Here is a 12,267-nt window from a genome sequence, read left to right as displayed (position 1 = left end):
CGCCAAAGCTGATGCGGGTTTTGTTTTACCTGCGAGTTGCGTAGTTTCTGCTATGCAACTCGCGCATTTCTGCGCAACCAATACATAAATTGGTTTTTATCGCCTTCTTACGTGCTTCGTTAATTTCGTTGCCGCACTCAATGCAATCGTCTGTTGGTTCAACGTCTTGTTGCTTTAAGTTGGCAATTAAACGAGACTCGTTTTGCTCTATTTCTATTTGTGCACTATCTGCTGTATCCATAAACAAAACCTAAAATTAAAACTGATTAAAAAGCGCCCTTTTGTCTGCTAGCATGCAAGTGCGAATTACTAAACCAACAAACAAAAGGACAACAACATGAAATTCGATATTTCTTCTTTTAATAGAATTGCAAAGCCACTATTAAATAAACTTGCTGAGCAATTCCCTTTATCTCTTCATATCCACGCGCAACGTTATGAAGCGCCTGATTTCGACTATAAAAATGACATCTCATTGTTAGAGGGCGTCCTCTATTTCTTATTGGAAAATGGTTACGTTTCTCATGAAGGCAGCACTTATTCCAACGCCGACTATCACTTAACTGAAAAAGGCCTAACATTGCTTAATATCGACTTCGAAAAAGAGTTCAACAAAACCCCTTCCGTTTACGAGCAAGGTAAAGTGGGCTGCTAACTCACGACTGCTCTACTGGCTTACGAATCTTTTTCGTAGGCCTTCCACATCATTTGCAACATCAAGAACAAACCCATCGCGTGCGCTACCGTGAAGACCCAATAGATCAGCCTTTTGGCCTATCAGCTTGCTTAAACCTTTTGTCGCATCGTCATACTTGATATAGCTTTCTCTTTTTTGCTCAGCTGATAAGCAAATTTCATCATTAGCTTTACTTTTTTCACTCATCACGCCACCTTCAACGATGCTGACTTAGCTGCAACTGGTCCATTAGGATCAGGCCTAACCATCTGTTCAATTTCAGCGTTAAGCTGCAAAGCTGTGGAAATAATAGAAAGGGTATTTTTCTGTATTGCATTAAAATCTAATTGCGTGATCACGCCTTTTTGCCGTGCCAAACGAAAGGTTTTAGCAAAGTCGCCAATAGTTTCTTGCAGGTGCAAAACCTGATCTGCTAATTCATCGTCAGACAAGCCTACTTCTGGCAAATCAATAACAGTCTTGCCTTCGCTGTAAGCCCAGGCATTTAAAATTCGGCTATCCCCAGTGATATGCTGAATAGCAATGGCTTCTTGCAGTGTTAATACATGCGAATCAATATTCGTATTAAGCTTATTGCTGAGTGTGGTTGGTGACTTAGCCATAAGGCGCGCAATTTCAGATACATTAAAATCGGTCGCGATACTTGCCGCTGCTTCAAGTGGACAGCGAGCGCTTGGCTTTGCGTTTCTCGTACTCTTTTTAGATAAAAGCATTTATAGTTTCCTTACGCTGCTGATTCAGGTTGTTCATCTTCGTATAGAGACAGATCAACTTTTAATTGGCCGCCTGTAATAAGCTGGAGCTCACAAGCTCTGCCTTTTGGCAACCGGCCTGCTTCTACCCATGGGGTGATCGCGCCGCGAGTTAATTTTAAAGCTCTGGCTAGTGCCGCTTTAGTTTTGTAGTAATCAATAGCGTCTTGAGTTTTCATAAAGCGCTCCTTATGCTGTTTTTTGTATAATAGGTTATACAAAGAAATTGTTCAACACAAATAAACAAACTTTAAATACAATGTATAGATAACTAAACACTTTTGGATTGCTATGAGTTTCTCAGAAAGATTAATATCTCGAATGAACACCTTGGGAGTAAAAGGAAGTGAACTAGCCAGGCAGCTTGGTACTGGTAGAGCTTCTGTTAGTCATTGGCGAACTGGTCAAGTTGTTCCATCTAGTGAGAACCTATTAAAACTATCGAAAGCATTGAGATGCAATGCCAGGTGGCTTGCGTCCGGCGTTGGCACGCCAGAAGGGAATGTAGAATTAGAACTTGGGCCAGATCTAAGGGGTAAAGCTCCTTTAATTTCATGGGTGCAAGCAGGTAAATGGAAAGAAATAGATATGGAAAGCCTACGCCAAAGTGACACCGTATTTTACCAACACACGGCAAATGTGAGCGATGACTCGTTTGCGCTTCGTGTCAAAGGCGACAGCATGACAAGCTTTAACGGAGGGAAGTCTATACCAGAGGGTTCAGTTATTATCGTTGACCCCAACGTGCCAGCAGAGCATGGCAAGGTTGTTGTTGCGCGGCTAGAAGATAGCGATGAGGCAACATTAAAGCAGCTGGTTATTGATGGCGGAGCTAAATACTTAAAGCCTTTTAATAACAGCTATCCAACACTGCCGATAAATGGAAACTGCACGATTATTGGCGTTGTTAAACAGCTGATACAAGATTTTTAACTTTACTTACAAAAGGCTGTTAGTAATGAGTCAAAAAATGAGAAATATAGGGGTCGCAATCGCTATTTCATCCTTCATCGCAATAGTTTGTGTGCACACCTATTTAACACCAAAAAACGCAGATGAATGCATCCTAAGCAATATTGAAAATGCCAATTCAGATATGGCAGCTAAGGCCGTTGTTCACTCTTGCAATAATTTATACAACAAATAATAAAAGCAGAGGTGTAGAGTGAATAAAAACATACTACCAGTTCTTATAATCTTGGTTATCACTGGTTGCGCTTCACCCAAAGCGATAGGCACGATTAAAGAAACCAGTGCAAAAAATGTAGAGCGTTGTGATTATATTGCCAATGTTAGCGGCACTTCGGGCTGGGGCGGGCTTGCCGCTTCGTCTGGGATAGAAAACGCCAAAGAACAGGCAAAACAACAAGCAATTAATTCAGGTGCTACACATATTGTATGGCTAAATATCAATGGCGGTTACTCCCCTAGCGTATCCGCAAACGCGTATAAGTGTGAAATAAATAAACCGTAGATAGCAGTACATAACAGCCCTCCGCGCCTATCAAGGCGCTTTTCCTTGCCTTTTTTGTATAATTTATTAAACAACAGTATTGACCACTTTGTATAAATGGTTATACTTATCGTCATTGTATAACGAATTAAACAAAAACGGTGTCTATATGAATAACAACTCTCAAACATTCCCAGCACTTTCGCTTGAGGCGAAAACGCTTATAGCGGCGCTTTCTGTAGAGTCATTTTGTTTTAGAAGTCGCTCACACGTAAACGTAGTTACATGTGCAACGGACCCGTCAATAAGCGTATTTGTTTACGTTGACGGTAAAGCAGAAAAATCATGCACCGTTCTTTTAACTGATCACGATGCGATAGAGCAGCTTAGCCAAGTCCTCAATGAAGTACGCCGCTTTAAACGCATTGGCACGTTCAACTTACCAACTCTACTAGCGAGCTAGACCAATGAGCAACACTAAAACAGCAGCAGAGATCCAACGCTTATTAGCCGATCCATTTGAAGCGCACGATGTTGAATGGCGTGTGCAGCAAAGTGGCGTATCTAGCAAGAGCAACCCATGGGTAATGGTTATTCCTTACATCACTAACCGCGCTATTCAGCAGCGTTTAGACGATGTAGTCGGCATTGATGGATGGAAAAACGAATTTAAAGAAGCCGCCGGCGGCAAGGGTTACTTGTGCGGTTTAAGCATTCGCTTTGGCGATAGCTGGGTAACTAAATGGGATGGTTCAGAGTATTCGCAAATTGAAGCGTTAAAAGGTGCTTTATCTGGCGCTATGAAGCGCACAGCGGTGCAATTTGGCATTGGTCGCTACCTTTACTCACTTGATACCGAATTTGCAACATGCGTACCGGTTGAAAACCGACTCAAAGCGAACGGTGAATTTATCAATATACCGATTAACAAGGGTAATAAAGGAGGCCCACGCATGAGCGCTGAATGGTTCCCGCCTACTCTACCCGATTGGGCTTTGCCTTATGCCAAGTTTGATAAATATTTAGACGCTATTGAACAGGCTACTAGCTTAGCCACCCTTCGCGAACAGTACGAGCAAGCTTACAAATTTGCCATGGCGGTTAACCGCATTGATATACGCGATAAAGCGATTGAAATAAAAGATCGTAAAAAAGCAGAGCTTGAAGCTAAAGAGCAAGAAAGCAGCTTGAACGCTAATAAAAAGTTTCACGTCTGGCTAAACACTAACATCAAAGACCGCATAACCACAGCGGAAAACGAATCAGTTTTAACAATGAACCATAAGCACTTATTGCAAGAGCTAAAGGGTCATTGCAGAGCAAACAAGGTAGATAGCAGTAACTTTGTGGCTCAAGTCAACCAAGCGCATACAGAGGCGCTAAACAACCTAAGAAACGGAGTATAACCATGACTATCAATAAAGTTGAAAAAGAAGTGAACGGCGAATTAGTTGAGTTAGTTGAATCAACTCAGATCTTACCGTTTGTTTTTTCTGAAAACGTAACAGAAACCACGCTTAAAGATTTACGTAAGCAGTACCCACGTAAATTAAAGCTTGATATGCGCAATGATGATGACTTTAAAGAAGCGCGCAAAATCAGAACTGAGCGCAACAAAATTACAACAGCGATAGACGATAAGCGCAAGGCTTATTGCGCCGAAGTTAAAGTTTATTCCGACAAGCTGATCGGTGACATTGATAAAATTTACAACCCTTACATTGAAGCGTTTGAAACAGAAGATAAGCGCCGCAAAGAAGAAGCCGCACGCAAAGCTAAAGAGCGTGAAGCATTTTTAAACAAGCAGCGCCAAGAAATAGCGCAAATGCACGACTTTACTGAGCAATGTAAAAATCAAAGCTCACAATTCATTGCTGACACAATCGAAGCTGTAGACCTGGTAGATACTGAATCGTTCGACAAAGAGCTTATTCACGAAGCTATCGACACTAAGAAAAATATCCTTGAAGCGCTTAACAATATGTATCAAGCGGCTAAAGCAGCCGAAGCAGTTGAAGCAGAGCGCGAGCAATTACGCATTCAGCAAGAAGCAATTGCACAACAAGAGCGATTACAAAAGCAAGCGCAAGAGATTGGCGAACGCATTAACAACCTCCGCAATGATCCAATGAATTACTTTGATAAGTCTAGCGCAGCGGTAGCCGAGCGCATTGAGAAGTTAGAGCAGTTCACGCCTACCGCAGATAAGTTCGGTGATCGCTTAGATGAAGTTATCCAAGTGTTAGCTCAAGTTATCCAGCAGCTAAAAATGATGCACCAACAAAAACTACAACTTGAGTCTGTAGCCGTTACTACAGATCCAGAGCCGCAAGTTCAAGTAAGCCAAGAGCCGGTTGAGCAAGGCCCAACGCTTGAGCAGCAAGAGCGTGACGCATTAGCAGAAGCCAACAAGCCAGTAAAAGATGAAGTCGAGCCTTTACTTGGTAATAACTTTAAATCGCCAGTATTTGAAAGCACTAGCGCGCCTACAGGTTACACGCCGCTGGATATATGGCCGAGCACTCAGGACCGCGCCGACAATGACGAGCTAGACCGTATTTGTGACCAGCTAGACGTAGCTGAAAGCTATATCGAAGTGTTAGAGCAGCGCCTAAATAAAGCGCTAGCAGCATAAGTTTCCAACTCCAACCGAGTGAGCGCCTACGGGCGCAAGCTCTTTACAGAGGTTTACATGACAAATTTACGAGTACCGCAGCTAAGAATGGTTGAACACTTACGCTGTGATGATCTTTGCTTCGGTTTGGCGGTGGTTAAGGCCACAAAGTTTAGAGGCGAGGAAGGCTGGACGTTACCGGGGTGTAAGTTCACTCGCAACCGTATTGAAGCGTTCAACGTTTGCAAAAAAATGCACGCAATTATCGAAACAAATGGCGGATTACCAAAGCCACCAAAGCGCAATCAGGCAGCATAAAGGACAGAAAAATGACAGATAAAAAAGAAAATACATTCGAGCCAACAATCGACCCAAGCAGCACTACAGTTCAGGAAATGTTTGGCCGCATTCTAAATGAAAAAATCCAAGCTGGCGCGCTTGAAATAGCAATTAGCAAAAAGGTCGATTCGCTTATCGAAGATACTGCAGACAATGTTTTTCGTAGCTACAGCGATTTAGGTAAGGCGCTAAAAGAAAAAATGACCAAGGCAATTATGCCGCAAATTGAGAGTTTAGACGACTTGCCAACTTATCACGACTTTGTTTTAAACCGCCTAAAAGTGGCGGCTCAAGGCTTTTACGACTCACGCTTAACCGAAGTGCTTGATAAAGAGTTTGCAGAGTTGCTAGCCGAAGTGCCAGAAAAAATAACGCTTTCTTACATTGTTAACTCACTACTTAAAGAAGCACAAGAAGGTGATGAATCCGAGGGTGATATAACACTGATCATAAACGATAACGGCTATTCCTGGAACAAGCCAGGCGATTCACTATCTGTCTACATAGACAAAGAAGCTGACCAAGACAAGCATAGCTGTGACTTTAGTCTGCACCTAAGCAAAGACAAGGAAACGGGTAAATACGACATTTTAAGCATTCGCGTAGATGGTAAAAAGCCTGGAGAGGCTTTGGCTATGGGCCGCTTATATAGCATGGAAAAAATACTTTTCAATGTGTACGCAATGAAAGGTCAGATAGAGCTAGACCAAGGGCTTGATGCTGACGACTACGAAACAAGCTGGGATCACTACTAAATATGCACGATTACATGGCAATCAAAGGTAACAGCTCAAGCGCTATTGCAAAGCAGCAGCGCCGAGACTTTTTAAAGATGGTAGCGGTTAACAGCGTTCGCGTTTTAGTGGTTGCCATCATCGTTTTATTAACAACTAAGTAGGCATAACAATGAAAAACATTCATGTATTCGCAGCAGAGCTGCCAGGTATTTCAGTTTTAGAAAGTAAGGTTGCAGAAGAACAAGGCGTTATTTTTACGCCGCTAACAGATAGTCAGTGGAGCAATTTGGGATTTAAAGTAGAGCGTCAGTTTGTAGCGCTTGATAACGGTTACCGAATAGATTTTACCTATAGCGCTAAAGACTACCCTAAAGCGCAGGTTTTAGAGCGTATTAATGAAGTAGTAGACGCTTGGCCTCACGAACCTAGCAAAGAAGAAATGGGAAAAATAACCGAAGAAGTGAGCGCGGATTTTTGCGCTCGTTCAATAGCAAAAACAGTTCACTTCTCAGCTTTTTATCATGAAAAAAAGCAAACGCTAATTTTTGATTGTAAGGCCGCATTAGCGCAACGCGCATTAGGTTTGCTACTAAAACTAGTTGAGTCAATTGAAACCAAAACACTTCACTGTAGCGGTATTTCCAATTCACTAACAACCAATATGCTTGATCAGCTGAATAATTCAAATAACGAATACGACACCAAGCTGTACTTTGCTGGCTTTGAGGTTGGCGATTTGTTGGTTATGCAAAACAAAGATAAAGACGTTGCACGCTTTAAAGGTGATTACCCTACCGAAAATATCAAAGAACTTATCGAGCAAGGTTACGAAATCAAAGAAATTGCTCTTTCAAAAGATGGGCTTTCATTCTACCTAAATCACAACTTCAAAATTAAAGGCGTAAAAGAGCTGTTTGAAATTGAAGGCGACATGTTCGATAACGCTGATGATTATGAAATACACAAGCAGACAATAGCGCTTGAGCTAATGACAAGTCATTGCGAGCAGCTAAGAAATGCGTTCGATAAACAAAGTACGACCAGCGAACAGGAAGATCTTGTTCAAGACGATGGCAACGAGTCGCTACTTGCCGAACACAGCGCCAAGTATACAGACAGCAACGGCAATGACGCATTTTATGAAGAAGCAAAAGCGCTTGTCATAGAGCAGGGTTTCGTATCCGTATCACGTATTCAACGCAAATTCAGAATAGGTTACAACCGAGCAGCAAGGCTAGTTGAGCGACTTGAATTTAACGGCATTGTAAGCACGCCAGGTCATAACGGCGCTAGAACAGTTTTAATTAAATAAGGAGTCCGTCATGGCTAGAGGCGTAAACAAAGTAATTTTAGTGGGCAATTTAGGTGAAGATCCTGATGTGCGTTACATGCCTAACGGCAATCCAGTAGCAAAAATTAGCCTTGCGACTAGCGAAAGCTACAAAGATAAAAACACAGGCCAAATGGTAGAAAAAACCGAATGGCACCGCGTTATTTTCTTCGGGAAATTAGCAGAAATTGCTGGTGAATACTGCCGCAAAGGCTCACAAATTTACGTTGAGGGTAAACTGCAAACTCGCAAGTGGACCGACCAACAAAGCATTGAACGTTTCACGACTGAAATTGTAGTCGATGGCTTTACAGGTCAAATGCAAATGCTAGGTCAAAGACAGCAAGGCCAAGCGAGCAATGCGCAAGGTGCGCAGCAGCAAGGTGGTTACGGTCAAAACAACCAAGGCCAGCAAAATAGCCAGGGTAATAATAATTACGGCAATAGTAATAATAATTACCAGGGCAACAACCAAGGCCAAAACAGCCAGCAACAAGGTGGTTTTGCTCCAAAGCAGAAGCAAGGCGTTAGTAATAGTCAATACATGAGCGGTGGCGCATCTAACCCTATGGAGCCAGGCATAGATTTTGATGACGACATTCCTTTCGCGCCAATTGGCCTGCAATACCCAGCACTCTTAATGTGCATGTAAGGAGAGCCCCATGTTTGAGCAATTTAACGGCCAAAAATTTAACCTTATTTATGCTGATCCAGCTTGGCAGTTTAGCAACAAAAAAACTGGCGGCAGCATGAAAAGCGGCGCAGCACACCACTACAAGTCAACCATGAGCGTAGACGAGCTAAAAGCTATGCGTATTGATGATATTGCGGCGGACGATTGCATATTGGTTATGTGGTACGTGGGCTCAATGCCACAAGAAGCCCTAGACGTTGTGAAAGCATGGGGTTTCACACTTAAAAATATGAATGGTTTTGTTTGGAATAAGCTAACCATAAACAACAACCCGCTGTTCGGCATGGGATTTTGGACCCGCGCCGGTAGCGAGTCGGCCATTATCGCAGTCAAGGGTAAACCGAAAGTAGCAAGCCGCTCAGTGCGCGCAGTAGGTAACTATGACACCGAAAGCCTAGACGAAATACTAGGCCGAGGCGTGTTTTCTGGCGCCTACCCTATCGGCCAACACAGCGAAAAGCCAAATGAGTTTAGAGAGGCGTGTGTTGAATTGGCCGGTGATGTACCACGCATCGAGCTATTTTCTCGTAAGCGAGTTAAAGGCTGGTCGGTTTGGGGCAATGAAGTAGGCAAGCTTAATAAAAAGGCAAAAGCAGCCTAATGAAACCACGCACTAAACGCAGAGCGCATACCTGGTATGCGCTAAATCAAGAGTCAGGAGCAATTAATATGAGCGGCAAAATTGTTTACCAGTGCGCTGTAAATGGTGTTGTTGGTAAGGCGGGAAAAGCAATAGCACTTTGCGGAAAGCATAAGTTAAAAGGCGGTTGTGGCGCACATGGCAATACCAAGTGTGAACATAAAGTTAGAGTAGAGAAAGATGCAAAGGTGAAAACATGAACAATGCAAAAATCAAAGCCCTAGCGTTACAGCATGGCTTTAAATTAAAAGAGCAAAAAGGCGGTGAAATGGATTTAAACGAATACGTTTATTCGTTCGCCTGGGCTCTACTTCAAAACGGTAAACCTAATGTGTCGCATGCGAATTACTTAGCCGACCTATTAAAAGATGCGGCAAGCTGTATACCCGAACGTTGTGCAGGTTACCGCGTAGAGATTTACGCAAATGATGTGTGTGCAAATAACCCGCGCCTAAAGTGGCACTTCTACAACGGCGTTAATTCAGACACGTTCGAGTGCGAAGTACCCGACACACGCGAAGATTTAAACAAGCGCTTTAACAACGCCAAAGGCTGTATGAAGTCGGCATGTTATAGAGCTATGAACCCTGATTATGCCAAAAAGTTAGCGTAGGTGATTTATGAGCAATTACAAATGCCGAAAATGCAATGCAAAGCTAAGAGCAAATGAGGCTTACGAATATCGCGGCGCTTTTGCCTGTGAAAAACACTTTGATGAAGTAATTGAAATGCGCGACTTCGAGCGCAACCAAATAATCAAAGAAGAACACAACAAAACCAAAGTATTTAAAGGCCTTGATCTAACTGATAGCACTATAGGAAAAGCAAACAAGGCGCTATTGAAACCACGCATTGAAATCGCTAGCAAAGAAAGCTCGCGTTTGAAAAATTATGAAAGAGGTGATTTATGAAAACTGAAATTTTAATATGGGCCTTGAGTGAGCTTGCGGTATCAGAGCCTGAACAAATAGAAACAGGAGTTATAGAAGTTCTAGGCGAAGATGAGCAAGGCAGGGAAGGCAGTTCAGAATTTGACATATTCGAGCTAGCAAACGAAGCAGCAAAAAAAATTCAATCACTAATTTCTCAAAATGAAAATTTAAAGGAAAAAATAAAAGACATAGGGTATTCCTACCGAAAAGTTGAGAAAGAAAGAGACGAATTAAAAATACTTAAATTTAAGCGGTTTAATGAGGAAGAATGCTGGCTATATAGAGGGGATGGCGAGGACTATTTAGATTCATTAGTTTGCCCTGTAGTAATCAGTCCAGAGAGATTAATTACAATCAAGAATATGAGTGCAGAAGGCTTTAAAAATGAGTTAATCAAAGCGTCAGCAGCTATTACTCACCCTCACATTGAAAGTGTCTACGCAGCATGGGAGAAAAATTTATGAGTTTACCAACAAGCAGATACTTAGCAACAAAAGACGTAGCCGCCCTGTTCGGCGTAAGACCAAATACTATTTTGGAATGGGAAAAAGAGGGTAAATTCCCGCCGGCTACAATTGTTGGAAAGCCTAAGCGCTGGGATGCTCAAGTAGTTGATCAGCATTGCGAAGCGCTTAGGGATCAAGCTAACCGCCTTTCAGCATGAGAACCCAACGGTTAATCCACTCAGTTAAGCCTTCGAGCATTGGCGATTTATTGTATATCGCCAATACGCCTTTCATCTTATGCCCTAGCAACTTCTCAGTGAATTGCAATGGGCATCCCGCATCCGTTAAGTGCGTTGATATAGTCCGCCTAAAGTCGTGCATCCTAAACGGTCCAACACCTTCAATCGCTTCATAACACGATTTAGATATTTGGCTCACGCTTGAGCTGCTAGCAGGATGATCGCCGCCACGGTTAGGAAACATATAGCTATACGATGGCGATTGCGATTTTATATATTTTAAGTCCTCAATTAACTCGCTTGGTATTGGCCGAACGATAGAATGCAAAGCGCCCTTTGTATTTTCTCTTTGAGTTGTAAAAAGTTGGTTATCTAAATCAAAATCATCTTTTTTAGCTTTGCATAACTCACTTATACGACAACCAAACACCATGGCGCAGCGCAGTATCACTTTGTTTCTATCCGTCATGTTTATTTCATCTAAATTGGACCAAATTAACTGGCACTCTTTTAGTGTTAAATAATGCTCCCGGGAATCATAATCCGTTGCAAAATCGCTTGGCCTTAACGCTTCAAATTGCGTGTTGCTAATAAAGCCCTGGCGAATGCAAAACCTAAACACAGATCTGATCTCTATAATGGCATTAAAAGCAAAGCCTTTGCCTCTGCCCTTTTCGATAGATACATCACCCATCGACTTAAAAAACGCGGTAAAGTGCGTTTTATCCATTAGTGAAATATATTGATTACCCCACGTATCATTTATACATGACACCATACGGCTCTTTATGCCTGCAGGATTATCGCGCTTTTTTAGGCAATAATTTATATACCAATAATCAATGCAATCTCTGATCGTAGGATTTTCTATTACCTCCGACTCAACCGCGTTGACGGCCTCCATATTCCGAGGATCTAAGTTTTGATTTACCAGTGCCATTTGCGCCGCACATTCATTACGTGCTTGTGCAAGTGTCATTGCTGGATAGGTTCCTAATTTATATCGAACCTGCTTACCATTAATTCGATAGCGTATTTGAAATGAGATCTTGCCCTTTGGTGAGATCCTTAACGATAGGTTATCGCCGTCCGTTATTTCAGGCTTACCGGCATACTCTTTACCGTTCAAGCTCTTTAGTTTGGCTGCTGTAATGTTCATTGACTCTCCGACTCTGAGTACCAAATGTGACCAAAAATAGAGTCACAAATAAAATGGTACACAAGTTAGGACACAAAAGTCACCAATAACAGCATTAAAAGTCAGTGCATAACCGTAGATAGGAGTGTTAGCTATACATTTAAGTTATTGTTTTAGATGAAATAAAGGGGGTAAAAGAGGGATAAAAATAAATAGCGGTAGATGACTAGAGGCAATGAATCATTAAGTTTAATAG

Annotated in this window: 21 protein-coding genes and 2 pseudogenes; 18 read left to right on the top strand and 5 right to left on the bottom strand. The window is 42.2% G+C overall.

Annotated elements, in window-relative coordinates:
• Nucleotides 1–25: 25 nt before the first annotated feature.
• Nucleotides 26–241 (bottom strand): hypothetical protein, encoded by a 216-nt coding sequence (locus tag PSH54_RS19070; protein WP_273606851.1) that lies wholly within the window; start codon nucleotides 239–241, stop codon nucleotides 26–28.
• 96 nt (nucleotides 242–337) lie between these two features.
• Between PSH54_RS19070 and PSH54_RS19065 the strand changes: the two genes are divergently transcribed.
• Nucleotides 338–655, top strand: a complete 318-nt coding sequence (locus tag PSH54_RS19065; protein ID WP_256845183.1) for a hypothetical protein — start codon at nucleotides 338–340, stop codon at nucleotides 653–655.
• 12 nt (nucleotides 656–667) lie between these two features.
• Here the strand turns inward: PSH54_RS19065 and PSH54_RS19060 are convergent, their stop codons facing one another.
• Genes PSH54_RS19060 through PSH54_RS19050 form a run of 3 tightly spaced genes read right to left on the bottom strand, consistent with a single transcriptional unit; the run spans nucleotide 668 to nucleotide 1,628 of the window.
• Nucleotides 668–883, bottom strand: coding sequence for a hypothetical protein (locus PSH54_RS19060; protein WP_256845184.1), 216 nt, complete (start codon nucleotides 881–883; stop codon nucleotides 668–670).
• Nucleotides 883–1,410, bottom strand: coding sequence for a phage regulatory CII family protein (locus PSH54_RS19055; RefSeq protein ID WP_273606850.1), 528 nt, complete (start codon nucleotides 1,408–1,410; stop codon nucleotides 883–885). Before PSH54_RS19055 ends, PSH54_RS19060 begins: the two co-directional genes overlap by 1 nt.
• Before the next feature lie 11 nt (nucleotides 1,411–1,421).
• A complete protein-coding gene (locus PSH54_RS19050) occupies nucleotides 1,422–1,628 on the bottom strand; it encodes a Cro/CI family transcriptional regulator (RefSeq protein WP_273606849.1) in 207 nt (68 codons plus the stop codon).
• Between the two features lie 112 nt (nucleotides 1,629–1,740).
• Here PSH54_RS19050 and PSH54_RS19045 point away from each other — a divergent pair, with 112 nt between their 5' ends.
• The 17 genes and pseudogenes from PSH54_RS19045 (at nucleotide 1,741) to PSH54_RS18965 (ending at nucleotide 10,852) form a co-directional block, all read left to right on the top strand.
• Complete coding sequence (locus PSH54_RS19045; protein ID WP_337946986.1) at nucleotides 1,741–2,382, top strand: LexA family protein; 642 nt, start codon at nucleotides 1,741–1,743, stop codon at nucleotides 2,380–2,382.
• A gap of 232 nt (nucleotides 2,383–2,614) precedes the next feature.
• Nucleotides 2,615–2,923, top strand: coding sequence for a hypothetical protein (locus tag PSH54_RS19040; protein ID WP_273606848.1), 309 nt, complete (start codon nucleotides 2,615–2,617; stop codon nucleotides 2,921–2,923).
• 148 nt (nucleotides 2,924–3,071) lie between these two features.
• Nucleotides 3,072–3,365, top strand: coding sequence for a hypothetical protein (locus PSH54_RS19035; RefSeq protein WP_273606847.1), 294 nt, complete (start codon nucleotides 3,072–3,074; stop codon nucleotides 3,363–3,365).
• Nucleotides 3,366–3,369: 4 nt separating this feature from the next.
• Nucleotides 3,370–4,308 carry a Rad52/Rad22 family DNA repair protein gene (locus tag PSH54_RS19030; protein WP_273606846.1) on the top strand — a complete coding sequence of 313 codons (939 nt, stop codon included), beginning with the start codon at nucleotides 3,370–3,372 and terminating at the stop codon, nucleotides 4,306–4,308.
• 2 nt (nucleotides 4,309–4,310) lie between these two features.
• On the top strand, nucleotides 4,311–5,537 hold the full coding sequence (locus PSH54_RS19025) for a hypothetical protein (protein ID WP_273606845.1): 1,227 nt from the start codon (nucleotides 4,311–4,313) through the stop codon (nucleotides 5,535–5,537).
• A 57-nt stretch (nucleotides 5,538–5,594) separates the two neighbouring features.
• On the top strand, nucleotides 5,595–5,834 hold the full coding sequence (locus PSH54_RS19020; protein ID WP_138578818.1) for a hypothetical protein: 240 nt from the start codon (nucleotides 5,595–5,597) through the stop codon (nucleotides 5,832–5,834).
• Between the two features lie 11 nt (nucleotides 5,835–5,845).
• Nucleotides 5,846–6,610, top strand: a complete 765-nt coding sequence (locus tag PSH54_RS19015; RefSeq protein WP_273606844.1) for a hypothetical protein — start codon at nucleotides 5,846–5,848, stop codon at nucleotides 6,608–6,610.
• Between the two features lie 2 nt (nucleotides 6,611–6,612).
• The gene (locus PSH54_RS19010) at nucleotides 6,613–6,753 is read left to right on the top strand and encodes a hypothetical protein (protein WP_256845193.1); all 141 of its coding nucleotides are present in this window, start codon (nucleotides 6,613–6,615) and stop codon (nucleotides 6,751–6,753) included.
• 8 nt (nucleotides 6,754–6,761) lie between these two features.
• Nucleotides 6,762–7,598: pseudogene (gene rdgC, locus PSH54_RS19005) on the top strand (recombination-associated protein RdgC); the annotation flags it as partial.
• 129 nt (nucleotides 7,599–7,727) lie between these two features.
• A pseudogene (locus PSH54_RS19000) lies at nucleotides 7,728–7,904 on the top strand (DNA translocase FtsK); the annotation flags it as partial.
• Between the two features lie 10 nt (nucleotides 7,905–7,914).
• Nucleotides 7,915–8,574, top strand: coding sequence for a single-stranded DNA-binding protein (ssb, locus tag PSH54_RS18995; RefSeq protein WP_273606843.1), 660 nt, complete (start codon nucleotides 7,915–7,917; stop codon nucleotides 8,572–8,574).
• Between the two features lie 10 nt (nucleotides 8,575–8,584).
• On the top strand, nucleotides 8,585–9,217 hold the full coding sequence (locus PSH54_RS18990; protein WP_273606842.1) for an MT-A70 family methyltransferase: 633 nt from the start codon (nucleotides 8,585–8,587) through the stop codon (nucleotides 9,215–9,217).
• A complete protein-coding gene (locus PSH54_RS18985) occupies nucleotides 9,217–9,456 on the top strand; it encodes a hypothetical protein (RefSeq protein WP_273606841.1) in 240 nt (79 codons plus the stop codon). The genes PSH54_RS18990 and PSH54_RS18985 overlap by 1 nt, the downstream gene beginning before the upstream one ends.
• Nucleotides 9,453–9,869, top strand: a complete 417-nt coding sequence (locus PSH54_RS18980) for a hypothetical protein (protein ID WP_273606840.1) — start codon at nucleotides 9,453–9,455, stop codon at nucleotides 9,867–9,869. The genes PSH54_RS18985 and PSH54_RS18980 overlap by 4 nt, the downstream gene beginning before the upstream one ends.
• A 7-nt stretch (nucleotides 9,870–9,876) precedes the next feature.
• Entirely contained in the window at nucleotides 9,877–10,167 is a 291-nt protein-coding gene (locus PSH54_RS18975; protein WP_273606839.1) for a hypothetical protein, read from the top strand.
• The gene (locus PSH54_RS18970; protein ID WP_273606838.1) at nucleotides 10,164–10,652 is read left to right on the top strand and encodes a hypothetical protein; all 489 of its coding nucleotides are present in this window, start codon (nucleotides 10,164–10,166) and stop codon (nucleotides 10,650–10,652) included. Before PSH54_RS18975 ends, PSH54_RS18970 begins: the two co-directional genes overlap by 4 nt.
• Nucleotides 10,649–10,852, top strand: coding sequence for a helix-turn-helix transcriptional regulator (locus tag PSH54_RS18965; protein WP_138578838.1), 204 nt, complete (start codon nucleotides 10,649–10,651; stop codon nucleotides 10,850–10,852). The genes PSH54_RS18970 and PSH54_RS18965 overlap by 4 nt, the downstream gene beginning before the upstream one ends.
• On the opposite strand, the gene PSH54_RS18960 is transcribed toward PSH54_RS18965, so the two are convergent.
• Entirely contained in the window at nucleotides 10,833–12,032 is a 1,200-nt protein-coding gene (locus PSH54_RS18960) for a tyrosine-type recombinase/integrase (protein WP_273606837.1), read from the bottom strand. The genes PSH54_RS18965 and PSH54_RS18960 overlap by 20 nt on opposite strands.
• Between the last annotated feature and the right edge of the window lie 235 nt (nucleotides 12,033–12,267).

Source organism: Pseudoalteromonas sp. Angola-30 (genome assembly GCF_028599215.1).
Classification (GTDB): Bacteria; Pseudomonadota; Gammaproteobacteria; order Enterobacterales; family Alteromonadaceae; genus Pseudoalteromonas; species Pseudoalteromonas atlantica.
The sequence above is the reverse complement of the archived record's forward strand: the minus strand, read 5'-3'. Positions and strand labels throughout refer to the sequence as shown.